The sequence below is a fragment of the Leclercia sp. GHBNCSD genome (assembly GCF_055805075.1).
Genome location: NZ_JBQVYO010000001.1, coordinates 3,561,874 through 3,585,541, shown reverse-complemented (window position 1 = coordinate 3,585,541; position 23,668 = coordinate 3,561,874). Strand labels below are relative to the sequence as shown.

The 23,668-nt window shown below is 58.8% G+C and carries 17 protein-coding genes; 14 read left to right on the top strand and 3 right to left on the bottom strand.

Features of this window, described 5'->3' with window-relative positions:
• Positions 1-60 precede the first annotated feature (60 nt).
• Complete coding sequence (locus tag ACT3IC_RS17075) at positions 61-3,390, top strand: diguanylate cyclase (protein ID WP_473478296.1); 3,330 nt, start codon at positions 61-63, stop codon at positions 3,388-3,390.
• Here ACT3IC_RS17075 and alkA read toward each other — a convergent pair.
• A complete protein-coding gene (gene alkA / locus ACT3IC_RS17070) occupies positions 3,358-4,224 on the bottom strand; it encodes a DNA-3-methyladenine glycosylase 2 (RefSeq protein ID WP_159339568.1) in 867 nt (288 codons plus the stop codon). The genes ACT3IC_RS17075 and alkA overlap by 33 nt on opposite strands.
• A gap of 133 nt (positions 4,225-4,357) precedes the next feature.
• Between alkA and yegD the strand changes: the two genes are divergently transcribed.
• From yegD to baeR, 7 genes are all read left to right on the top strand, one after another.
• Positions 4,358-5,710 (top strand): molecular chaperone, encoded by a 1,353-nt coding sequence (yegD, locus tag ACT3IC_RS17065; RefSeq protein WP_103180233.1) that lies wholly within the window; start codon positions 4,358-4,360, stop codon positions 5,708-5,710.
• A 224-nt stretch (positions 5,711-5,934) separates the two neighbouring features.
• Positions 5,935-7,167, top strand: coding sequence for an MdtA/MuxA family multidrug efflux RND transporter periplasmic adaptor subunit (locus ACT3IC_RS17060; protein WP_473478292.1), 1,233 nt, complete (start codon positions 5,935-5,937; stop codon positions 7,165-7,167).
• Entirely contained in the window at positions 7,167-10,292 is a 3,126-nt protein-coding gene (locus ACT3IC_RS17055) for an MdtB/MuxB family multidrug efflux RND transporter permease subunit (RefSeq protein WP_473478289.1), read from the top strand. The genes ACT3IC_RS17060 and ACT3IC_RS17055 overlap by 1 nt, the downstream gene beginning before the upstream one ends.
• A complete protein-coding gene (gene mdtC / locus ACT3IC_RS17050) occupies positions 10,293-13,370 on the top strand; it encodes a multidrug efflux RND transporter permease subunit MdtC (RefSeq protein WP_420193344.1) in 3,078 nt (1,025 codons plus the stop codon).
• Positions 13,370-14,785 carry an MFS transporter gene (gene mdtD / locus ACT3IC_RS17045; protein WP_156654879.1) on the top strand — a complete coding sequence of 472 codons (1,416 nt, stop codon included), beginning with the start codon at positions 13,370-13,372 and terminating at the stop codon, positions 14,783-14,785. Before mdtC ends, mdtD begins: the two co-directional genes overlap by 1 nt.
• Positions 14,782-16,185 carry an envelope stress sensor histidine kinase BaeS gene (gene baeS, locus ACT3IC_RS17040; RefSeq protein ID WP_103180238.1) on the top strand — a complete coding sequence of 468 codons (1,404 nt, stop codon included), beginning with the start codon at positions 14,782-14,784 and terminating at the stop codon, positions 16,183-16,185. The genes mdtD and baeS overlap by 4 nt, the downstream gene beginning before the upstream one ends.
• Positions 16,182-16,907: an envelope stress response regulator BaeR gene (gene baeR, locus ACT3IC_RS17035; RefSeq protein ID WP_103180239.1), complete on the top strand. Its 726-nt coding sequence runs from the start codon at positions 16,182-16,184 to the stop codon at positions 16,905-16,907. The genes baeS and baeR overlap by 4 nt, the downstream gene beginning before the upstream one ends.
• Positions 16,908-16,944: 37 nt before the next feature.
• Here baeR and ACT3IC_RS17030 read toward each other — a convergent pair whose 3' ends face one another.
• Complete coding sequence (locus ACT3IC_RS17030) at positions 16,945-17,688, bottom strand: MerR family transcriptional regulator (protein WP_420193345.1); 744 nt, start codon at positions 17,686-17,688, stop codon at positions 16,945-16,947.
• A 108-nt stretch (positions 17,689-17,796) separates the two neighbouring features.
• Positions 17,797-19,023, bottom strand: coding sequence for a diguanylate phosphodiesterase (locus tag ACT3IC_RS17025; protein WP_103180241.1), 1,227 nt, complete (start codon positions 19,021-19,023; stop codon positions 17,797-17,799).
• A 305-nt stretch (positions 19,024-19,328) separates the two neighbouring features.
• On the opposite strand from ACT3IC_RS17025, the gene ycgZ reads away from it, so the two are divergent.
• The 6 genes from ycgZ (at position 19,329) to yegS (ending at position 23,600) form a co-directional block, all read left to right on the top strand.
• The gene (gene ycgZ / locus ACT3IC_RS17020; protein ID WP_103180242.1) at positions 19,329-19,568 is read left to right on the top strand and encodes a regulatory protein YcgZ; all 240 of its coding nucleotides are present in this window, start codon (positions 19,329-19,331) and stop codon (positions 19,566-19,568) included.
• A gap of 137 nt (positions 19,569-19,705) precedes the next feature.
• The gene (locus tag ACT3IC_RS17015; RefSeq protein ID WP_156654881.1) at positions 19,706-20,023 is read left to right on the top strand and encodes a hypothetical protein; all 318 of its coding nucleotides are present in this window, start codon (positions 19,706-19,708) and stop codon (positions 20,021-20,023) included.
• A gap of 39 nt (positions 20,024-20,062) precedes the next feature.
• Complete coding sequence (locus ACT3IC_RS17010) at positions 20,063-20,341, top strand: biofilm development regulator YmgB/AriR family protein (protein WP_103180244.1); 279 nt, start codon at positions 20,063-20,065, stop codon at positions 20,339-20,341.
• Between the two features lie 172 nt (positions 20,342-20,513).
• Positions 20,514-21,875, top strand: coding sequence for a prephenate-dependent tRNA uridine(34) hydroxylase TrhP (trhP, locus tag ACT3IC_RS17005; RefSeq protein ID WP_103180245.1), 1,362 nt, complete (start codon positions 20,514-20,516; stop codon positions 21,873-21,875).
• A gap of 360 nt (positions 21,876-22,235) precedes the next feature.
• Positions 22,236-22,574: an anti-adapter protein iraM gene (locus ACT3IC_RS17000; protein ID WP_158251032.1), complete on the top strand. Its 339-nt coding sequence runs from the start codon at positions 22,236-22,238 to the stop codon at positions 22,572-22,574.
• 126 nt (positions 22,575-22,700) lie between these two features.
• Positions 22,701-23,600: a lipid kinase YegS gene (yegS, locus tag ACT3IC_RS16995; RefSeq protein ID WP_159339571.1), complete on the top strand. Its 900-nt coding sequence runs from the start codon at positions 22,701-22,703 to the stop codon at positions 23,598-23,600.
• Positions 23,601-23,668 lie beyond the last annotated feature (68 nt).

The window sequence follows — 23,668 nt, the reverse complement described above, 5'->3', positions numbered from 1 at the left end:
AAAAAATGAACTCGTCTGGAGAAGACTCCTGGCGGCATGGCGTCTTCGGATAGAGCGGTAATGAATAAAAAATACCAGCGCGTTTTGGTCACTACGCCACATCCTTTACTACGGCTTGTCAGTCTTGGACTGGTTACCTTTATATTCACACTTTTCTCGCTCGAATTAACGCGTTTAGGCACTTTTTTAGCACCTTTATGGTTCCCGACCTCAATTATGATGGTGGCGTTTTACCGCCACGCCGGAAAGATGTGGCCCGGGATCGCCCTCGCCTGTAGCGTCGGGAATATCTTCGCCACCTGGCTTATCTTCTCCTGGGACACCGTGAACCTGTGGTACACGGGCATCAACGTTGTGGAGGCCTTTGCCGGTGCTTTACTGCTGCGCAAACTGCTCCCCGCCTACAACCCCTTACAGAATCTCGGAGACTGGATCCGTCTGGCGATCGGCAGCGCGCTTATCCCGCCCCTGCTGGGCGGCGTACTGGTCTGGCTGCTGGTCCCAAGCGACGAGCCGCTGCGCACCTTTATGGTCTGGGTGCTGTCAGAATCTGTCGGCTCGCTGGCGCTGGTGCCATTAGGCCTGCTGTTTAAGCCGCACTATCTGCTGCGCCATCGCAACCCGCGCCTGCTGTTTGAAACCCTGCTGACCATGGCAGTGACGCTGCTTCTGAGCTGGATCGCTCTGCATTTTTTGCCCTGGCCCTTTACGGCCATCATTGTTCTGCTGATGTGGAGCGCCGTGCGTCTGCCGCGTCTTGAAGCCTTCCTGGTCTTCCTGGTGACGGTAATGATGGTGTCGTTGATGATTGCCAAAAATCCGGTTCCGCTGACCACGCAAAATTTTGGCGCGATGACCAACGCCCCATGGTTGCCCTTCCTGATGATGCTGCTGCCCGCCAACGTAATGACGATGGTGATGTACGCATTTCGCGCCGAGCGTAAGCACATTACCGAGAGCGAAGAGCGTTTTCGCAATGCGATGGAGTATTCCGTTATCGGTATGGCGCTGGTCAGCACCGACGGGCAGTGGCTGCAGGCGAACAAAGCGCTGTGTCAGTTCCTCGGCTACTCCCAGTCCGAGCTGCGTTCCCTTAGCTTCCAGCAACTTACCTGGCCGGAAGATTTAGAGAGCGATCTGGAGCAACTGGATCAACTGCTGCAAGGCAAAATCAACAGTTACTCGCTGGAAAAGCGTTACTACACCCGTAGCGGCGAGGTGGTCTGGGCTCTGCTCGCGGTCTCCCTGGTACGTCACGCCGATGGTACCCCGCTCTACTTTATTGCCCAGATTGAAGATATTAACGACCTCAAGCATACCGAGTGGGTGAACAAGCGACTGATGGAACGTATTACGCTTGCCAACGAGGCTGGCGGAATTGGTATCTGGGAGTGGGACGTCAAACCCAACGTTATCAGCTGGGATAAGCGCATGTTCGAGCTGTATGAAGTGCCTGCCCATGTTAAACCCACCTGGCAGCTCTGGCATGAGTGCATGCTGCCGGAAGATCGTGCCATGGCGGAACAGGTGGTACGGGATTCGCTGGCGGCCCGCGTTCCGTTCAAGCTGGAGTTCCGTATCCGGGTGAAAGACGGTATCCGCCATATTCGCGCCCTGGCGAACCGGGTGCTGAATAAGCAGGGTGAAGTGGAACGCCTGCTTGGTATCAATATGGATATGACCGAGGTGAAAGAGCTGAACGAGGCGCTGTTCCAGGAAAAAGAGCGCCTGCATATTACCCTCGACTCCATCGGCGAAGCGGTGCTCTGTACCGATATCAATATGAACGTCACCTTTATGAACCCGGTGGCGGAGAAGATGAGCGGCTGGCTGCAGGAAGAGGCGCTGTCGCAGCCGATCCTCTCGGTCCTGCATATCACCTTCGGCGATAACGGCCCGCTGATGGAGAACATCCACAGCGGAGATATGTCCCGTAGCGATATCGAACAGGATGTGGTGCTGCACAGCCGCAACGGCGGCAGCTACGATATTCACTACAGCATTACCCCGCTAAGCACCCTCGACGGGCAGAACATCGGCTCGGTGCTGGTTATTCAGGACGTTACCGAATCGCGTAAAATGCTGCGCGAGCTGAGCTATAACGCTTCTCATGATGCCCTTACCCACCTGGCGAACCGCGTCAGTTTTGAGGCTTCCCTTAAGCGGATGTTGCACACCGTGCAGGAGACGCGCCAGCGTCACGCGCTGGTGTTTATCGATCTGGACCGCTTTAAAGCCGTCAACGACACCGCAGGCCACGCGGCGGGGGATGCGCTGCTGCGGGAGCTCTCCTCCCTGATGCTGAGCATGCTGCGTTCTACCGATATGCTGGCCCGTCTGGGCGGGGATGAGTTTGGCCTGCTGCTGCCGGACTGCAACACCGAAAGCGCGCGCTATATTGCCGGTCGTATCATCGACGCCATCAATGGGTATCACTTTATGTGGGAGGGCCGCCTGCACCGCATCGGCGCCAGCGCCGGGATCACCCAGATCGACGAGCGCAATAACCAGGCCTCAGAGGTGATGTCCCAGGCCGATATCGCCTGCTACTCGTCGAAGAACAGTGGCCGTGGCGTGGTGACGGTGTATGAACCGCAACAGGAGCGAATGCTGAACGCGCCGGGCACCATCTCGCTGGACGAGCAGTGGCACATGATCAAAGACAATCATCTGCTGATGATTGCCCGCAGCGTCGCCTCGCCGCGTATCCCTGAAAGCAGCACCTTCTGGATGCTTGCCCTGCGCCTGTGGACCAACGACGGCGAGATGCTCGAAGAGCAGGCTTTCAGGGCGGGGCTGGCGGAGCCGGAGTTAATCCACGCCCTGGACAGACGTATTTTGCAGGAGTTTTTCCGCAACTTCGCCACCCCATTGACCAACAAAGGCACCGGGGTCGCCCTGCCGCTCTCCATGGCCGGTCTTGCCAGCGCCACGCTGGTGGATGAACTGCTGGAGATGCTGCGCGCCTGTCCGCTGCAGCCGCGACTGCTGCATCTGATCGTTAACGTCAGCGTCCTGACGCAGGAGGATGACAATACCCACCACAATCTGCAGAAGCTGCGTGAAGCCGGATGCCGTATCATCCTGAGCCATGTGGGCCGCGATATGGAGGTGTTCAACCACCTGAGTGCGCAGATGGCCGATTATCTGCTCCTCGATCCCGAGCTGGTGGCGAACGTTCATGGAAATCTGATGGATGAGATGCTGGTGACCATTATCCAGGGCCACGCCCAGCGGCTGGGCATCAAAACAATCGCCGGGCCGAGCAATCAACCGATCATGATGGATACCCTCTCCGGCATTGGCATCGACTATATCTACGGCAATACCATTGGCGAGCCGCAGCCGCTGGAGCTGCTACTGAATACCAGCTATTTCGGCATCAACTGACGGCGACCAGCCGTCGGTATACCAGATATGCAGCAGGGCGTACGAGCGCCACGGCTGCCAGCGTTCAGCATAGCGGCGGATTTGCGCCGGCGTCATGCCGGCAAAGCGCTGCTTAATCAGATAATCGTCCGCCAGAAAGACATCTTTTGCCTGCCAGCCGCGCAGGGCAAAGTAGTTTGCCGTCCAGCGGCCAATTCCGGGCCGGGTCTGTAACCCTTTAATCGCGCTTTCAATATCGGCCGGGGTCTCTGTCGGGAAATCCCCTGCCATGACCGACCGGGCCAGATGGATCAGCGACTCTGCGCGTTTCAGCGGCATGCCCAGCGCTTTCAGTGCCAGCGGATCGGTTTGTGCTACCGCGGCAGGCGTCGGGAAACAGCAATAGCCCGGCGCCTCCGGCAGGGGGTCACCACATAGCGCCACCAGCTTCGCAGTGAGTTTCGCGGCCATGGCCACGCTGACCAGCTGCCCGAGGATGGCGCGCACGCCCTGCTCCCAGGTATCCATCGAGCCCGGCAGGCGCAGGCCAGGCCGCGCGGCGCCGAGCGAGCCCAGCGCCTGAGCGATCTGCTGCGGATCGCAGTGCAAATCGAACAGGCGGGTAAGCCGTGCCAGGCACAGTTCAGCGATGGGCAGCAGGCCCTCGCTGAGCACTACTTCCAGCGTGCCCCCGGGCTGTGGCGTAACGCGGATCAGCCCCCGGTGTCCCTGGCAGGCAAAGCTGCGGGTGTAGTCGGTGGGGGTCACGGTTTCAATCCCGGCGACCGCGCGATCGCCGAGAAATTTCAACATCCATTGCCAGTCATAGGGCGGCTGCCAGGTGAGGGTAAACATCGTCGCTCCTTATTTTGTCCTGCCACAGCATAAACGGAGATTGCCACCTGCGCCTTGCTTTCATATTCCTGTTGTCGCCAGCCAGACATTTCGCTACAGTCTCGCCCCTTCTCAATGGCATGGGGACGCTGAAGTGTTTATCGGATTTGACTATGGCACCGCCAACTGTTCAGTTGCGGTGATGCAAAACGGGCAGCCGCAGCTGCTGAAAATGGAAAATAACAGCACGCTGTTGCCGTCGATGCTCTGCGCGCCGACCCGCGAGGCGGTGAGCGAGTGGCTGTACCGCCATCATCAGGTACCGGCTACCGGCACGGAAACCCAGGCGCTGCTGCGTCGGGCTGTGAGCTTTAACCGCGAAGAAGATATCGACGTCACCCCGGCCAGCGTACAGTTTGGCCTCTCTTCCCTGGGTCACTACATTGAGGATCCGGAAGAGGTCTACTTTGTGAAGTCGCCAAAATCTTTCCTCGGCGCCAGCGGCCTGAAGCCGCAGCAGGTGGCGCTGTTTGAAGATCTGGTCTGCGCCATGATGCTGCATATTCGCCAGCAGGCCCAGACTCAGCTGACGGATACGATCACCCAGGCGGTGATTGGCCGGCCGATTAACTTCCAGGGGCTGGGCGGCGATGACGCGAATCAGCAGGCGCAGGGGATTCTGGAACGCGCCGCGCAGCGTGCCGGTTTCCGCGATGTGGTATTCCAGTATGAGCCAGTCGCTGCCGGTCTCGATTTTGAGGCGACGCTTGAGAGCGAAAAACGGGTACTTGTCGTGGATATCGGCGGCGGAACCACCGACTGCTCGCTGCTGCTGATGGGCCCGCAGTGGCATCAGCGCCGGGATCGCGAGAACAGCCTGCTGGGGCACAGCGGCTGTCGTATTGGCGGTAATGACCTGGACATCGCCCTGGCCTTTAAGAGCCTGATGCCGCTGCTCGGCATGGGCGGGCAGACAGAAAAAGGCACCGCGCTTCCGATCCTGCCGTGGTGGAACGCCGTGGCGATCAACGATGTGCCGGCGCAAAGCGAATTCTACAGTGTCGCCAATGGCCGTTTTCTTAACGATCTGATCCGCGACGCTCAGGATGGCGACAAAGTGGCGCTGTTGCATAAAGTGTGGCGTCAACGTCTGAGCTACCGGGTGGTACGCAGCGCGGAAGAGAGCAAAATTGCCCTCTCCGAGGCCGCAGAACACGCCGTAACGCTGCCGTTCATCAGCGATGAGCTGGCGACGGCCATCAGCCAGCAGGGGCTGGAGGCGGCGCTGGCGCATCCGTTACAGCGCATCCTCGAGCAGGTGCAGTTGGCGCTGGATAACGGCAATGAGAAGCCGGACGTGATCTACCTGACCGGCGGCAGCGCCCGTTCGCCGCTGATCAAAAAAGCCCTGGCGCAGCAGTTGCCGGGCATCCCGATTGCCGGGGGTGATGATTTTGGCTCTGTCACCGCCGGGCTGGCGCGCTGGGCGCAGGTGGTCTTCAGCTAGGCTGGAAATGCCGGGCGGCTACGCCTTACCCGGCACGCAGACCGCATCCAACCCGTAGGCCGGGTAAGGCGCAGCCACCACCCGGCATGCAGACCGCACCGGCCTTGCCCCGCGCCATTCGGACAATTCCCGACAGTCTTTCATATTTCCTCCATTTTTCCGCTCAATTGCCTCACTAAACTAGTATTATTTTCCGCACTGTTTCAGGACGAGAACATATAACGATGAAAGGCCGCAATAAATCCCGCTGGGTAATCGCCGCTGGCATCATTGTGGTGGCCCTTGCCGCCGCGTGGTACTGGCATCAACACGCTTCGGCTCCTGCCGGTGCATCCAGCCAGGCGCAGCGCCCGGCAGGCGGTGGACGTCACGGCATGCGCGGCGGCGCTCTGGCGCCGGTTCAGGCCGCCACCGCAGTCAGTAAATCCGTGCCGCGTTATCTCTCCGGGCTCGGCACCATTACCGCCGCCAACACCGTCACCGTGCGCAGCCGCGTCGACGGGCAACTTATCGCCCTGCACTTCCAGGAAGGACAACAGGTGAAGGCTGGCGATCTGCTGGCCGAAGTCGATCCCAGCCAGTTCAAGGTTGCGCTGGCCCAGGCCCAGGGACAGCTGGCCAAAGATCAGGCCACCCTCGCTAATGCCCGCCGGGATCTGGCCCGTTATCAGCAGCTGGTGAAAACCAACCTCGTCTCCCGCCAGGAGCTCGACGCCCAGCAGGCGCTGGTGAGCGAAAGCATGGGGACCATTAAGGCAGACCAGGCCGCCGTCGCCAGCGCGCAGCTCCAGCTCGACTGGAGCCGCATCACCGCCCCTATCGACGGACGCGTGGGATTAAAACAGGTGGATATCGGCAACCAGATCTCCAGCGGCGATACCACCGGGATCGTGGTGCTCACCCAGACCCACCCTATCGATCTGGTGTTTACCCTGCCGGAGAGCGATATCGCCACCATTATCCAGGCGCAGAAAGCTGGTAAAAGCTTAACCGTGGAGGCCTGGGATCGCGCCAACAAGCAGAAGCTCAGCGACGGCACCCTGCTGAGCCTCGATAACCAGATCGACACCACCACCGGCACCATCAAGCTGAAAGCACGGTTTAACAATCAGGACGACGCCCTGTTCCCGAACCAGTTTGTTAACGCCCGCATGCTGGTCGCTACCGAAGAGAATGCGGTGGTGATCCCAACGGCAGCGTTGCAGATGGGTAACGAAGGCAACTTCGTCTGGGTGCTGAACAGCGACAACAAGGTCAGCAAGCACCTGGTGAAACCGGGCATTCAGGACAGCCAGAGCGTGGTCATTGCCGCCGGGCTGTCGGCAGGCGACCGCGTGGTGACCGACGGCATCGACCGTCTGACCGAAGGGGCAAAAGTGGAGGTAGTGGAAGCTCACGCCGACACCCCTGCCGATCCTGGCAAACGCGAAGCTAAAAAACAGGGAGAGAACGCCTGATGCAGGTGATGCCCCCGAGCGCTACAGGCGGGCCGTCGCGTCTGTTTATCCTGCGCCCTGTCGCCACCACCCTGCTGATGGTGGCGATCCTGCTGGCGGGGATTATTGGCTACCGCTTCCTGCCGGTCTCCGCCCTGCCGGAAGTGGATTACCCCACCATTCAGGTGGTGACGCTCTACCCCGGCGCCAGCCCGGATGTCGTCACTTCCGCCATCACCGCCCCGCTGGAGCGCCAGTTTGGGCAGATGTCGGGCCTGAAGCAGATGTCCTCCCAAAGCTCCGGCGGCGCGTCGGTGGTGACGTTACAGTTCCAGCTCAGCCTGTCGCTGGATGTCGCCGAGCAGGAGGTGCAGGCCGCCATCAACGCTGCCACCAACCTGCTGCCGTCCGACCTGCCTAACCCGCCGGTCTACAGCAAGGTGAACCCGGCGGATCCGCCGATCATGACCCTCGCCGTCACCTCCTCTGCCATGCCGATGACCCAGGTGGAGGATATGGTGGAAACCCGCGTGGCGCAGAAGATCTCCCAGGTCTCCGGCGTCGGGCTGGTGACCCTCTCCGGCGGCCAGCGTCCGGCGGTTCGCGTGAAGCTCAACGCCCAGGCGATCGCCTCCCTGGGGTTGACCAGCGAAACCATCCGCACCGCCATCACTAACGCCAACGTTAACTCGGCGAAAGGCTCGCTCGATGGTCCAACCCGGGCGGTGACCCTCTCCGCCAACGACCAAATGCAGTCCGCGGATGAGTATCGCCAGCTGATTGTCGCCTACCAGAACGGGGCGGCGATCCGGCTTGGCGACGTGGCGACCGTCGAGCAGGGGGCAGAAAACAGCTGGCTCGGGGCGTGGGCCAACAAACAGCAGGCGATTGTGATGAACGTCCAGCGCCAGCCGGGGGCGAATATCATCGATACCGCCGACAGCATTCGTGCGATGCTGCCCACCCTTATCGATAGTCTGCCAAAATCGGTGAGCGTTAAGGTGCTGTCGGATCGCACCACCAACATTCGCGCGTCGGTGAGCGATACCCAGTTTGAACTGATGCTGGCGATTGCGCTGGTGGTGATGATCATCTACCTGTTCCTGCGCAACGTTCCGGCGACCATTATTCCGGCGGTGGCGGTGCCCCTGTCACTGGTGGGCACTTTCGCCGTTATGGTGTTCCTCGACTTCTCGATCAATAACCTGACGCTGATGGCCCTGACCATCGCCACCGGCTTTGTGGTGGATGACGCTATCGTGGTAATCGAGAACATCTCCCGCTATATCGAAAAAGGCGAAAAACCGCTGGCGGCGGCGCTGAAGGGGGCCGGTGAGATCGGCTTCACCATTATCTCCCTCACCTTCTCGTTAATTGCGGTGCTGATCCCGCTGCTGTTTATGGGCGATATCGTCGGGCGTCTGTTCCGGGAGTTTGCGGTGACGCTGGCGGTGGCGATTTTAATCTCAGCGGTGGTGTCGCTCACCCTGACGCCGATGATGTGCGCCCGCATGCTGAGCCATGAATCTCTGCGTAAGCAGAACCGTTTCTCCCGCGCCTCGGAGCGGATGTTCGAGCGGATTATTGCCGCTTACGGACGCCTGCTGGCCAAAGTGCTGAACCATCCGTGGGCGACCCTCGGCGTGGCGCTCGGCACCCTGGCCCTGAGCGTGCTGCTGTGGGTGATGATCCCGAAAGGCTTCTTCCCGATCCAGGATAACGGCATTATTCAGGGCACGTTGCAGGCCCCGCAGTCGGTGTCGTTCGCCAGCATGGCCCAGCGCCAGCAGGCGGTCTCAGAAGCGATCATGAAAGATCCGGCGGTAGAGAGCCTGACCGCTTTTGTCGGCGTCGATGGCACCAACCCGTCCCTCAACAGCGCCCGCCTGCAGATCAACCTCAAGCCGCTGGACGATCGTGATGACCGGGTGAACACCGTGATCGACCGACTGCAAAATGCAGTGGCGAAGGTGCCTGGCGTGGAACTCTACCTGCAGCCGACTCAGGATCTGACCATTGACACCACGGTGAGCCGCACCCAGTACCAGTTCACCCTGCAGGCCACCAGCCTTGATGCGCTCAGCACCTGGGTGCCACAGCTGGTGGATGAGCTCCAGCAGCTGCCGCAGCTCTCGGACGTCAGCAGCGACTGGCAAGACAAAGGCCTGGCGGCCTATATCAACGTCGATCGCGACAGCGCCAGCCGGCTGGGCATTAGCATGGCGGATGTGGATAACGCCCTGTACAACGCCTTCGGCCAGCGCCTGATCTCCACCATCTATACCCAGGCTAACCAGTACCGGGTGGTGCTGGAGCACGATACCCGGCAGACGCCGGGGCTGGCAGGACTGGATTCGGTGCGCCTGACCAGCAAAGAGGGCGGGATTGTGCCCCTGAATGCAATTGCCAAAGTGGAAGAGCGCTTTACGCCGCTGGCGGTGAACCATCTGGATCAGTTCCCCTCCACCACCATCTCGTTTAACGTGCCGGACGACTACTCGCTGGGCGAAGCGATTCAGGCCATTACCGATACGGAAAAACGTCTCAGCTTCCCGACCGATATCCAGACCCACTTCCAGGGCAGTACGCTGGCGTTCCAGGCGGCGCTCGGGAGCACCATCTGGCTGATCGTGGCCGCGGTAGTGGCGATGTACATCGTGCTGGGGGTGCTCTATGAGAGCTTTATTCATCCCATCACCATCCTCTCGACCCTGCCCACCGCGGGTGTGGGTGCGTTGCTGGCGCTGATGCTGGCGGGCAACGAGCTGGATGTGATTGCCATCATCGGCATTATCCTGCTGATCGGCATCGTCAAGAAGAACGCCATCATGATGATCGACTTTGCCCTCGCCGCCGAGCGCGAGCAGGGCATGCCGCCGCGGGAGGCGATCTATCAGGCCTGCCTGCTGCGTTTCCGTCCGATCCTGATGACCACCCTCGCGGCGCTGCTCGGTGCCCTGCCGCTGATGCTCAGCACCGGGGTCGGGGCCGAACTGCGCCGTCCGTTGGGGATTGGCATGGTGGGCGGTCTGCTGGTGAGCCAGGTATTAACCCTGTTTACCACGCCGGTGATCTACCTGCTCTTTGACCGCCTGGCCCTGTGGAGCAAAAGCCGCTTCCCGAAACGTGAAGAAGAGGAGGCGTAAGTGAAGTTTTTCGCCCTCTTCATTTACCGCCCGGTGGCGACGATTTTAATCTCCCTCGCCATCACCCTCTGCGGTGTGCTCGGCTTCCGGCTACTGCCGGTGGCCCCGCTGCCGCAGGTGGATTTCCCGGTGATCATGGTCAGCGCCTCGCTCCCCGGCGCCTCCCCGGAAACGATGGCCTCGTCGGTGGCAACGCCGCTGGAGCGCTCGCTCGGGCGCATCGCCGGGGTCAACGAGATGACCTCCAGCAGCTCGCTCGGCAGTACGCGCATCATTCTGGAGTTTAACTTTAACCGCGACATCAACGGCGCGGCGCGCGATGTGCAGGCGGCGATCAACGCCGCGCAAAGCCTGCTCCCGAGCGGCATGCCGAGCCGTCCGACCTACCGCAAAGCCAATCCGTCCGATGCGCCGATTATGATCCTGACGCTCACCTCGGACACCTACTCCCAGGGGCAGCTGTACGACTTCGCCTCCACCCAGCTGGCGCAGACCATCGCCCAGATCGAGGGCGTGGGCGATGTGGACGTCGGCGGTAGCTCCCTGCCCGCGGTGCGCGTGGGGCTGAACCCGCAGGCGCTCTTTAACCAGGGCGTCTCGCTGGATGACGTGCGCAGCGCCATCAGCAACGCCAACGTGCGCAGGCCGCAAGGGTCGGTGGAGGATGGCAGCCGCCGCTGGCAGATCCAGACCAACGACGAGCTGAAGACCGCGGAGGAATATCAGCCCTTAATCATCCACTACAATAACGGCGCGGCGGTGCGCTTAAGCGACGTGGCAAGCGTCACCGACTCGGTGCAGGACGTGCGCAACGCCGGGATGACCAACGCTAAGCCCGCCATTTTGCTGATGATCCGCAAACTGCCGGAAGCCAACATTATTGAGACGGTGAACAGCATCCGCGCCCGTCTGCCGGAGCTGCAGGAGACCATTCCGGCGGCCATCGATCTGCAGATTGCCCAGGATCGCTCCCCCACCATTCGTGCCTCGCTCGAAGAGGTAGAGCAAACGCTGATTATCTCGGTGGCGCTGGTGATCCTGGTGGTATTTCTCTTCCTGCGCTCCGGGCGGGCGACGCTGATCCCGGCGGTGGCGGTCCCGGTGTCGCTGATTGGCACCTTCGCCGCCATGTACCTGTGCGGCTTTAGCCTCAACAATTTGTCTCTGATGGCCCTGACCATCGCCACCGGCTTTGTGGTGGATGACGCCATCGTGGTGCTGGAGAACATCTCCCGCCACCTCGAAGCGGGGATGAAACCGCTGCAGGCGGCGTTGCAAGGCTCGCGTGAGGTGGGCTTTACGGTGCTCTCCATGAGTCTCTCCCTGGTGGCGGTGTTCCTGCCCCTGCTGCTGATGGACGGACTGCCGGGGCGTCTGCTGCGTGAGTTTGCGGTCACGCTGTCGGTGGCGATCGGTATATCGCTGCTGGTGTCGCTGACGCTCACGCCGATGATGTGCGGCTGGATGCTGAAACGCAGCCCGCCGACGTCGCAGCCGCGCAATCGGGGCTTTGGTCGGATGCTGATGGCGTTGCAGTCAGGCTACGGTAAATCGCTGAAGTGGGTGCTGAACCACACCCGGATCGTCGGGCTGGTGCTGATCGGCACTATCGCCCTCAACGTCTGGATGTATATCACCATTCCAAAAACTTTCTTCCCGGAGCAGGACACGGGGGTGCTGATGGGGGGAATTCAGGCCGACCAGAGCATCTCCTTCCAGGCGATGCGCGGCAAATTGCAGGATTTCATGAAGATCATCCGCGAAGACAAAGCCGTGGATAACGTCACCGGCTTTACCGGCGGCTCGCGGGTCAACAGCGGGATGATGTTTATCACCCTCAAGCCCCGTGACGAGCGTAACGAAACTGCGCAGCAGGTGATCGACCGCCTCAGGGGCGCGCTTTCGAAAGAGCCGGGAGCAAATATGTTCCTGGTGGCGGTGCAGGATATCCGCGTGGGCGGGCGCCAGTCGAATGCCAGCTACCAGTACACCCTGCTGTCAGACGATCTTGCCGCCCTCAGAGAGTGGGAGCCGAAGATCCGCAAAGCGCTGGCAGCGCTGCCGGAGCTGGCGGACGTTAACTCCGACCAGCAGGACAACGGCGCGGAGATGGCCCTGACCTACGATCGCGAAACCATGTCGCGGCTGGGGATTGACGTCAGCGCCGCCAACAGCCTGCTGAACAACGCCTTTGGCCAGCGGCAGATCTCCACCATCTATCAGCCGATGAACCAGTACAAGGTGGTGATGGAGGTCGATCCCCGCTATACGCAGGATATCAGCGCTCTGGATAAGATGTTTGTGATTAATAACGACGGTAAGGCGATCCCGCTCTCCTATTTCGCCCGCTGGCAGCCCGCTAATGCGCCGCTGTCGGTCAACCATCAGGGGCTGTCGGCGGCCTCGACCGTGTCGTTTAACCTGCCGACCGGGAAATCCCTCTCGGAAGCGAGCGACGCCATCAACCGCGCCATGACCCAGCTTGGGGTACCGTCCACCGTGCGTGGCAGCTTTGCCGGTACCGCCCAGGTGTTCCAGGAGACCATGAACTCACAGGTGATCCTGATTCTGGCGGCGATCGCCACGGTCTATATCGTGCTTGGGGTGCTGTATGAGAGCTATATTCATCCGCTGACGATCCTCTCCACCCTGCCCTCGGCGGGCGTGGGCGCATTGCTGGCGCTGGAGCTGTTTGGCGCCCCGTTCAGCCTGATCGCGTTGATCGGTATTATGCTGTTAATCGGCATCGTGAAGAAAAACGCCATCATGATGGTCGACTTTGCCCTGGAGGCACAGCGCAACGGCAACATGACGCCGCAGGAGGCGATCTTCCAGGCCTGTCTGCTGCGTTTTCGCCCGATTATGATGACCACCCTGGCGGCGCTGTTCGGCGCTCTGCCGCTGGTAATTTCCAGCGGGGATGGCGCGGAGCTGCGCCAGCCGCTGGGGATCACCATTGTTGGCGGGCTGGTGATGAGCCAGCTGCTGACGCTCTATACCACCCCGGTGGTCTATCTGTTCTTTGATCGCTTACGGGTGCGTTTTTCACGTAAACAGAAAGAGACGGTAACAGGCTAATGACGGATCTCCCCGCGAACGTTCGCTGGCAGCTGTGGATTGTCGCCTTCGGCTTCTTTATGCAGTCGCTGGATACGACTATCGTCAACACCGCCCTCCCCTCAATGGCGAAAAGCCTTGGGGAGAGCCCGCTGCATATGCATATGGTGATTGTCGCCTATGTGCTGACGGTGGCGGTGATGCTCCCCGCCAGCGGCTGGCTGGCGGACAAAGTGGGGGTGCGCAATATCTTCTTTACCGCCATCGTGCTTTTTACCGCAGGCTCCCTGTTCTGCGCCCGGGCGGAGACGCTCAACGAGCTGGTGATGGCCCGGGTGTTGCAGGGCGTCGGCGGCGCGATGATGGTGCCGGTAGGCAGGCTGACGGTGATGAAGATCGTCCCGCGCGAGCAGTACATGGCGGCGATGACCTTCGTGACCCTCCCCGGCCAGGTGGGGCCGTTGCTGGGCCCGGCGCTGGGCGGTGTTCTGGTGGAGTACGCCTCCTGGCACTGGATCTTCCTGATTAACCTGCCGGTGGGGATTATCGGGGCGATTTCCACCCTGATGTTGATGCCGAACTACAAAATGCAGACCCGGCGTTTCGATCTGGGTGGCTTTTTCCTGCTGGCGGCGGGGATGGCGACCCTGACCCTGGCGCTGGATGGGCAAAAGGGGCTCGGGATCTCCTCCCTGGCCCTCGCCGGACTGGTGGCCATCGGCGTGGTGTCGATTCTCTGGTATCTGTGGCACGCCCGGGGCAATGACCGGGCGCTGTTCAGCCTGACGCTGTTTAAGAACACCACCTACCGGCTGGGGCTGCTCGGCAGCCTGGCCGGACGCATCGGCAGCGGCATGCTGCCGTTTATGACCCCGGTCTTTTTGCAGATTGGCCTCGGCTTTTCGCCGTTTCACGCCGGGCTGATGATGATCCCGATGGTGCTCGGCAGCATGGGGATGAAGCGCATTGTCGTGCAGGTGGTGAACTACTTCGGTTATCGCCGGGTGCTGGTCGCCTCCACCCTGGGGCTGGCGCTGGTGAGCCTGCTGTTTATGGGCGTTGCGCTGCTGGGCTGGTACTACGTTCTGCCGCTGGTGCTGTTCTGCCAGGGGATGATCAACTCCATCCGCTTCTCCTCCATGAATACCCTGACGCTGAAAGATCTGCCCGATGAGCAGGCGAGCAGCGGCAACAGCCTGCTGTCGATGATCATGCAGCTGTCGATGAGCGTGGGCGTGACGATTGCCGGGCTGCTGCTGGGCTTGTACGGGCAGCATCAGCTCACCGCCGACAGTGCCGTCGTCCATCAGGTATTCCTCTACACCTACCTGAGCATGGCGCTGATTATCGCCCTGCCAGCCTTTATTTTCGCCCGGGTTCCGGATGATACCAGCAAGAATGTCGTCATCAGGCGGCGCAAAAGGAGTGAAAGATGAAGTTCTGGCGACCGGGTATCACCGGCAAGCTGTTTCTGGCCATTTTCGCCACCTGTATGGTCCTGCTGATCACCATGCACTGGGCGGTGCGGGTCAGCTTTGAGCGCGGCTTTATTGACTACATCAAACACGGTAACGAGCAGCGTCTGCAGGGCCTGAGCGATGCCCTGGCCGAGCAGTACGCTCTCCACGGCAACTGGCGCTTTTTACGCAACAACGACCGCTTTGTCTTTCAGATCCTGCGCTCGCTGGAGCACGACACCGACAGCGATCGTCCCGGACCCGGCATGCCGCCCCACGGCTGGCGCACCCAGTTCTGGGTGATCGACCAGGAGATGCGCGTGCTGGTCGGCCCGCGGGCTCCGGTGCCGCCGGACGGCACGAAGCGGGCCATCACCGTCAACGGCGCGGCCGTGGGCTGGGTGATCGCCTCCCCGGTCGAGCGGCTGACGCGCAATACCGACATCAATTTTGATCGACAGCAGCGCCAGACCAGCTGGCTGATAGTGGCGCTCTCCACCCTGCTGGCGGCGCTGGCGACCTTTCCGCTGGCGCGCGGCCTGCTGGCCCCGGTTAAACGGCTGGTGGACGGCACCCACCAGCTGGCTGCGGGGAATTTTTCCACCCGCGTCGATACCCGCAGCCAGGACGAACTGGGCAAGCTGGCGCAGGACTTCAACCAGCTCGCCAGTACCCTGGAGAAAAACCAGCAGATGCGCCGGGATTTTATGGCGGATATTTCCCACGAGCTACGCACCCCGCTGGCGGTGCTGCGCGGCGAACTGGAGGCGATCCAGGATGGCGTGCGTAAGTTCACCCCAGAATCGGTCGCCTCTTTACAGGCGGAAGTGGGCACCCTCACTAAACTGGTAGAGGATCTGCATCAGCTGTCGATGTCCGACGAAGGGGCGCTGGCCTACCAGAAAGCGCCGGTGGATGTGATCAACATTCTGGAAGTCGCCAGCGGCGCCTTTCGGGAACGCTTTGCCAGCCGCGACCTGCGCATTGAGCTCTCGCTACCGGAAAACGCCGTAGTGTTTGGCGATCGCGACCGGCTGATGCAGCTGTTTAACAACCTGCTGGAAAACAGCCTGCGCTATACCGACGCGGGCGGCGCGCTGCGGATCGCCGGCAAGTGCGAAGAGCAGCGCTTTACGCTGACCTTCGCCGATACCGCCCCTGGCGTCACGGACGACCAGCTCAACAAGCTGTTTGAGCGTTTTTACCGCACCGAAGGCTCCCGCAATCGTGCCAGCGGCGGCTCCGGCCTGGGACTGGCGATCTGCGTCAACATCGTTGAAGCCCACGGCGGCACCCTCCGCGCCGCCCATTCGCCTTTTGGCGGGGTTAGCATTACAGTAGAGCTACCGCTGGAACGCGATTTATCGAGAGAAGCATGACTGAGTTACCCATTGACGAAAACACACCCCGCATTCTGATTGTGGAGGACGAGCCTAAGCTTGGGCAGTTATTAATCGACTATCTGCGGGCGGCGAGCTACGCTCCGTCGCTTATCAGCCACGGCGATCAGGTCCTGCCATATGTACGCCAGACCCCGCCGGATCTGATCCTGCTTGACCTGATGCTGCCGGGCACCGACGGCCTGACCCTGTGCCGCGAAATCCGCCGCTTCTCTGAAGTGCCGATTGTGATGGTCACCGCCAAAATTGAAGAGATTGACCGCCTGTTAGGTCTTGAGATCGGTGCCGACGATTACATCTGCAAACCCTACAGCCCGCGCGAAGTGGTGGCCCGGGTGAAAACCATTCTGCGCCGCTGTAAACCGCAGCGTGAGTTGCAGGTGCTGGATGCCGAAAGCCCACTCATCATTGATGAAGGTCGTTTTCAGGCAAGCTGGCGCAGTAAGTTACTGGATCTCACCCCGGCGGAATTTCGTCTGCTGAAAACCCTCTCCCATGAGCCGGGGAAGGTGTTCTCCCGCGAGCAGCTGCTGAACCACCTGTATGACGATTACCGGGTGGTGACGGACCGCACCATCGACAGCCATATCAAAAATCTGCGCCGCAAGCTTGAAGCGCTGGATGCCGACCAGTCGTTTATTCGCGCAGTGTATGGCGTGGGGTATCGCTGGGAAGCGGATGCGTGCCGGATTGGCGGGTGATAAGAGAGAACGTTACCCGCTGCGGCGGGTAATGGCATCAGACGGCGTCAGCCGCCCCGTGTGCCGTAATGACATACCCCTGATTTTGCCAGTGCTCCAGCTGCTGGCGCTGTTCGTCTGATAATGTCTCGCCTGCCCAGACGAGAATATGTTGGCCCGGGAAGAACTCCGGATGGGGTAACGCCAGAGGTTCAGCAAATACGTTGATGCGCCAGCCCCGATGCGAAAGGCGCCACGCTTCCAGCCACAGGCGGGTTCGGTCCTCAATACCCCAGCCTATCAGTAACGCATCCCTGCCTGCTTTCGCACGCGACTCCGTCAGGCTGGTGACCGCCTGCTCGATCAGAATACCGTCCAGCAGGCTGCCCATCGCCCGCGCGGTGGCGTGATCGAGACGGAGAGTGGCCCGCACGGGAATAAATACATGGTCTACCAGCGCATCCACGGAGTGGTGCTGACAGAAAATCGCGATCTGCGCGCGGGATTTTGCCGGGTTGACCTGCCTCAGGGTGGCAATCATCTCTTCCCGCAGCACGCGCCAGTCTCCCTGCTCGGGGGCTTTATCCCCGTCAAGCAGGGCTTTTACCTTACCAACCGGTACGCCACGCTCAATCCAGCGCTTGATCTCCTCAATGCGCTGGAGGTCGTCATCATCAAATTGTCGATGTCCGCCTTCACTGCGCTGCGGTTTTAGCAGGCCATACCGACGCTGCCATGCACGCAGGGTGACGGGGTTGATGCCGCAACGTTCTGCCACATCGCCAATACTGTAAAAGGCCATCGATTCCTCATGACTGATCGATATATTCATTGTTCAAGGTAACGAATCTCGCCGGGCTGTACAACTCGTTATATTGTACAACAGAATTGTAACACTGCCCGGCGAAGGTTAGCGCACGACTTCCTCGCGCGGCTCAGGCCACGAAACTGGCGGGATGCCGGCCAGTTCAGGGTGGGCAAACAGGTGCCCCTGGAACTGCGAAACGCCGGCAGATTCGAGCCACATCCACTCTTCTGGCTGCTCAATGCCCACCGCGGAGATCAATATTTCCAAAGCTGTACAACATTTGATGATGGCGAGCACAATCGCCTGCCTTGGACCACTCTTGTGCACGTCGCGGATCAGGTCCCGGTTGATCTTAATTCTGTCTGGCTGGAACTGCGCCAGCAGCAATAAGCCGGCAAACCCGCCACCGAAGTGATCGATCGCCACGCCGATACCTGCGGCTTTTAGCTCACGTACCGCGCCGGTGAACTCGTCCAGACGGGAGATAACCTCGTGCTCGGTAAACTCTACCACAATCTGCTCGGCTACCAGCCCGTTGGCTTCTATCTCCTGGAGCAGATAGTTGACCGCATTGGGAACATTGACCAGCGTCATCGGTAAAAGGTTCACTGACAGGCTCTGTTCCCCCAGCCCCAACTCGCTTGCCATCGCGAAAGCAACGCTCTTGCTTTTGAGGTCAGCTTCGTAGACAGCATCCCCTTCGAGCCCCTCAAACCAGTGCTGGGCAGACTCCCCGTCCGGGGTGCGGATCAGGGCTTCGAAGGAGACAATTTCACGGGCCAGCGGGTCGATAATCGGCTGGAACGCGAAGTTGCACGTATTGCTTAAACGCCCCTGCAGCGCGCGTACGCTGGGAGCGTCATTATCCGGGACAAATACCCAGTGATCCCCTGACGGCAGCTCAAAGTAGTTCTCTTTCTCACTCTCCTCGACGAAGGTTCTGAAGAACTGCAGCGCCCTGTCGTTGTAGGTCATCTGGTACTTTGTGGTGCCCTTATCCAGCACGTTTTGCATCACCTCGTGACGGTCATAGTGGCGCAGATCGAAGAGTTCCATGCCGTACTTGCCGAAGCGTCGGGCGCGGGAGTAATCGCACAACAGTTCCACCACGTTGTGGTGACGCGGGTCTTCACAGATCGCGCGGTAAATGGCTCTTACCTTCTCCTCAGGTCCTTCGAGCAGCTGAAAAAAGAGCTTGCCGGTAAACAGGAGAATGCCGCTTACGCCGGCCTCTCTGTTTTTTACATTCGCTGCAACAACCATGTCTTCCAGCACGGTAACCGGTACGTCGTCACGAAAATGACTACGGTAAATGATGGTAGTGAGCATCGGGTTTCCAATAAGAGGAGGTGAATGAAAGTCCACAGTATCAGATGGTTGGCTGCACGTCTTGGCAGCCTGCCCAGACGGGAAAATAGCCCGTCACCTGTACCCGCCTTAATGACGAAAATCGTCGACAATGTACAATCTTTTTAGACTGTTTTACACAATTTATATTTTTTAAGATGTTGAATAGAAACACTTAGCACGTATTGATCAAAATATATTTGTTAACTTGTACAATTAGTATGTACAGTATTTACCAGTTAACAAGATATTAACCATTTAAATACAGCGGAATTCAGGAGTGACATATGCGCGAGAACGGGTACACACCGAACACAGCCAATGCCATTGCCCAGTACTTTAACAAAGCAAACCAGCCCTCCCAGCAGGAGACGCTGGGTCAAATTGTGGTTGAAATTCTACGGGAAGGAAAAATCCTTAACCGAAAGGCGATTTGTACCCGTCTTCTTCACCGCATGGAACAGGCGTCGGATCGGGAAGAGGAGAGCCGATATCAAACTCTGGTTGGCCTGCTGTTTGAACGTTAAGCGATACGCCACAGCAGCTGATTACCTTGTTTTTTGAGTCAGTTTTTTCTTTGCAACAGTTTTTTTATACTGTCGCCACAGACTGACTTTATGCCGCTTCTCTCCTGGCAGGAAGATGCGGCGACAGAGACGTAGTTATGAACAGAAGTGACCATGAACGACTGACTGATGAACTTATTGGCGAAGCCACGTTTTCTTTACTGAAAGATAATGGCCCCATCAGCATGAAGCTGTTGCTGGAGAGGCTGCAGCAGATGTTATCGGTAGAGCAGGACGGGCAGCGCCGGAATGCGCTTTCCCAAATTATTCTGGAAATTTCCAATGATGGAAAAGGGAGCGCCCGGCGTAATAACCAAAGTGAACAACAGGCGTGGGACACGGATGGTCGACACAGCAGCAGCAATGTCTATCCTCTGTTTGGCAATAGCCCGCAAGCCAACAGAAATAAGCATTAACTGCATAATTAACTTATATAACTGAACCGGTGTGACACTATGAGCCAGGCTATGCTCCAGAATAATGATTTTTACGACGAACTGCCCAATGCTGCATTGTCCAACTACTTTCGCAGTGCTGGCGGTTTGCTGGCCGAAGAGTGGGCGCTGCTTCAGACTGTAACGGGTGCCATTCTGGATGCGAAGGAACCGCTGACTAACAAAGCGATTATTTTACGTTTGATCCGCGAAATTGAATCGACGCGCGACGTTGTCCGTGCCGATGTCATTCGTAAGACCCTGGAAATCATTGTCGATCACACCCAGGACGACCTCTGATTCCCCACGCCTGAGCTGATGCCGACGGTACTGTCCTGCCGTCGGCGTTTACTCACTCAATGGTTTACCTCCCCTTCCCGCAGCGCTACAATGCCCGCCCTTAATGTATGGGATCTCCTCCCGGCGCCCACCTTGTGCGCGCATCTGACCTGTCATCAGAACGAGAACGAACATGTTTAAACCGGAACTCCTCTCCCCGGCGGGAACGCTGAAAAATATGCGTTACGCTTTCGCCTACGGCGCCGATGCCGTTTATGCGGGCCAGCCGCGCTACTCCCTGCGCGTGCGTAATAATGAATTTAACCATGAGAATCTGCAGCTCGGCATCAACGAAGCCCACGCGCAGGGTAAAAAATTCTACGTGGTGGTCAACATCGCGCCGCATAACGCCAAGCTGAAAACGTTTATCCGTGACCTGAAGCCGGTGGTGGAGATGGGGCCAGACGCGTTGATCATGTCGGACCCGGGTTTGATCATGCTGGTGCGGGAGCACTTCCCGGAGATGGACATTCATCTCTCGGTACAGGCCAACGCCGTAAACTGGGCGACGGTGAAATTCTGGAAGCAGATGGGGCTGACCCGCGTGATATTGTCCCGCGAGCTGTCGCTGGAAGAGATCGAAGAGATCCGCACCCAGGTGCCAGACATGGAGCTGGAGATATTCGTTCACGGCGCGTTGTGCATGGCCTACTCTGGCCGCTGCCTGCTCTCCGGGTATATCAACAAGCGTGACCCGAACCAGGGCACCTGTACCAACGCCTGCCGCTGGGAGTATAACGTTCAGGAAGGTAAGCAGGATGAGGTAGGCAATATCGTGCATAAGCACGAGCCTATTCCGGTGCAAAATATTGAACCGACGCTGGGTATCGGGGCTCCGACCGACAGCGTGTTTATGATTGAAGAGGCCCAGCGCCCGGGTGAATACATGACCGCGTTCGAAGACGAGCACGGCACCTATATTATGAACTCCAAAGATCTGCGTGCCATTGCCCACGTGGAGCGCCTCACCCAGATGGGTGTGCACTCCCTTAAAATCGAAGGCCGCACCAAGTCCTATTACTACTGCGCGCGTACCGCCCAGGTTTATCGCCAGGCGATTGACGATGCGGCTGCAGGTAAACCGTTCGACAGTACCCTGTTGCAAACGCTGGAAGGGCTGGCGCACCGCGGTTATACCGAAGGCTTCCTGCGACGCCATACCCATGACGATTACCAGAACTATGAATATGGCCACTCGGTTTCTGAACGCCAGCAGTTTGTCGGCGAGTTCACCGGCGAGCGCAAGGGCAACCTTGCGGCGGTGGCGGTTAAAAACAAGTTCCTCGTAGGCAACAGCCTGGAGTTGATGACCCCGCAGGGCAATATCAACTTTACCCTGGAGCATATGGTGAATGGCAAAGGCGAGTCGGTCACCGTCGCACCGGGAGATGGACATACCGTCTGGCTGCCGGTCCCGGAAGAGATTGCCCTGGATTATGCGTTACTGATGCGTAATTTTAACGGCGAAAATACCCAAGCGCCGCACGTTAAGTAATGAAAGCGGGTTATTTTTTGGTATGAGATGATTCTTAGAATTCGATCACATACCGCTGCGTTTGATGAGGGTATTATTGCCAACGCTGAAAAACATAACCCATAAATGCTAGCTGTACCAGGAACCACCTCCTTAGCCTGAGTAATCTCCCTTACGCAGGCTAATTTTTTTGTCTAAAAACCCCTTCTTTTTTCTACCCAGTATCGTAACGACCTCAAAGCCCGCCCTTAACGTAAATTTCTTTCTTTTTTCGCCGGGAAGTGACTTAATTTATCAATTTATTAAAGTCAGGTTATTCATAAACATGTCTGATGCTATTCTTCTTATGAAGGAAATTTCACTTAAGGAGAAGGAGGAAATATGTACTGGGTGGTTGAAAAAAGGATGGTTTGCCCTCGTACTGGAACAATTTTTATACATGTACTCACCGTTAAAAATCTCAGGCTGATAATCTGGTACAAGGGAGATTATTTTATCAGCGTCGGCTCGGTCCTTGTGACAAGTCCCTTCGGTATTGTTATCGACGGTAAAATCAGAGCACTAAACATTCTTCGTACATTCCCTTATAACCCCACGCTTTGGTCATCATTTCTGAAAAGTTCCGGCTGCCCTGGCAATGAGGGGGCGCTGATCACCCGCTGTATGCATCGTCGCGACTGCGTCTTTGCATTATGTCCCTATGGCGCGATAACGTCTTAATATCCTGACCGAGTGGCGCAAACTTAGGATCGCCACTCATTTAATTTTTCGCCTTTCGTCCTCTTCTTACCCGCTTTTCTCCGCGCTGCGATACACTTCTTGAAGATCAGCACAGGAGCAACGTGGATGGCGACCTATCCGGCAAGTTTATTAATTCTCAATGGTAAAAGCGCGGGCAACGATCTTTTGCGCGAGGCGGTTACACTGTTACGCGACGAAGGCGTTCAAATCCACGTGCGCGTCACCTGGGAAAAAGGCGACGCGGCACGCTATATCAATGAAGCCCGCACGCTTGGCGTCGAGACGGTCATTGCGGGCGGTGGTGATGGCACCATTAACGAGGTGGCGTCCGCATTAATTAATCTGCAGGGCGATCACCGTCCCGCGCTGGGTATACTGCCCCTCGGCACAGCGAACGACTTTGCCACCAGCGCAGGCATCCCGGAGGCGCTCGATAAAGCCCTGCAGTTGGCTATCGCCGGAAAAGCCACGGCGGTAGATATTGCCCGGGTCAACGACAAAACCTGCTTTATCAATATGGCGACGGGGGGATTTGGCACCCGTATTACCAGCGAAACCCCGGAAAAACTGAAAGCGGCATTGGGTGGGGTCTCGTACCTGATCCATGGTCTGGCGCGATTAGATACCCTGAAACCCGATCTGTGCGAAATCCGCGGCGAGAACTTCCACTGGCAGGGTAACGCCCTGGTGATTGGCATCGGCAATGGCCGTCAGGCAGGCGGCGGTCAGCAGCTTTGCCCGGAGGCGCTGATCAATGACGGGCTGCTCGGGGTGCGTATCATCACTGGCGATGAGCTGCTGCCTGCCCTGTTCACTACTCTGACCAAAGCGGAAGAGAGCCCGCATCTTGTGGATGGCGAGTCGGCGTGGTTCGAAATTCAGGCGCCGCACGGCATGACCTTTAACCTGGATGGCGAGCCGTTGAGCGGAGACCACTTCCACATCGCCCTTTTGCCGGGGGCGCTCAATTGTCGGTTGCCGCCGGACTGTCCGCTTCTGCGCTGAGTTGCCCGGCGGCGCTGCGCTTGCGCAGGTCTACGGGTTTTGTAGGCCGGGTAAGGCGAAGCCGCCAC

What these genes read in the sequence shown, in the direction of transcription:
- ACT3IC_RS17075 (WP_473478296.1), top strand. Translation starts at nt 61, where the DNA reads ATGAATAAAAAATACCAGCGCGTTTTGGTCACTACGCCACATCCTTTA.
- alkA (WP_159339568.1), bottom strand. Translation starts at nt 4,224, where the DNA reads ATGTTTACCCTCACCTGGCAGCCGCCCTATGACTGGCAATGGATGTTG.
- ACT3IC_RS17060 (WP_473478292.1), top strand. Translation starts at nt 5,935, where the DNA reads ATGAAAGGCCGCAATAAATCCCGCTGGGTAATCGCCGCTGGCATCATT.
- ACT3IC_RS17055 (WP_473478289.1), top strand. Translation starts at nt 7,167, where the DNA reads ATGCAGGTGATGCCCCCGAGCGCTACAGGCGGGCCGTCGCGTCTGTTT.
- mdtD (WP_156654879.1), top strand. Translation starts at nt 13,370, where the DNA reads ATGACGGATCTCCCCGCGAACGTTCGCTGGCAGCTGTGGATTGTCGCC.
- baeS (WP_103180238.1), top strand. Translation starts at nt 14,782, where the DNA reads ATGAAGTTCTGGCGACCGGGTATCACCGGCAAGCTGTTTCTGGCCATT.
- baeR (WP_103180239.1), top strand. Translation starts at nt 16,182, where the DNA reads ATGACTGAGTTACCCATTGACGAAAACACACCCCGCATTCTGATTGTG.
- ACT3IC_RS17030 (WP_420193345.1), bottom strand. Translation starts at nt 17,688, where the DNA reads ATGGCCTTTTACAGTATTGGCGATGTGGCAGAACGTTGCGGCATCAAC.
- ACT3IC_RS17025 (WP_103180241.1), bottom strand. Translation starts at nt 19,023, where the DNA reads ATGCTCACTACCATCATTTACCGTAGTCATTTTCGTGACGACGTACCG.
- ycgZ (WP_103180242.1), top strand. Translation starts at nt 19,329, where the DNA reads ATGCGCGAGAACGGGTACACACCGAACACAGCCAATGCCATTGCCCAG.
- ACT3IC_RS17015 (WP_156654881.1), top strand. Translation starts at nt 19,706, where the DNA reads ATGAACAGAAGTGACCATGAACGACTGACTGATGAACTTATTGGCGAA.
- ACT3IC_RS17010 (WP_103180244.1), top strand. Translation starts at nt 20,063, where the DNA reads ATGAGCCAGGCTATGCTCCAGAATAATGATTTTTACGACGAACTGCCC.
- trhP (WP_103180245.1), top strand. Translation starts at nt 20,514, where the DNA reads ATGTTTAAACCGGAACTCCTCTCCCCGGCGGGAACGCTGAAAAATATG.
- ACT3IC_RS17000 (WP_158251032.1), top strand. Translation starts at nt 22,236, where the DNA reads ATGTACTGGGTGGTTGAAAAAAGGATGGTTTGCCCTCGTACTGGAACA.
- yegS (WP_159339571.1), top strand. Translation starts at nt 22,701, where the DNA reads ATGGCGACCTATCCGGCAAGTTTATTAATTCTCAATGGTAAAAGCGCG.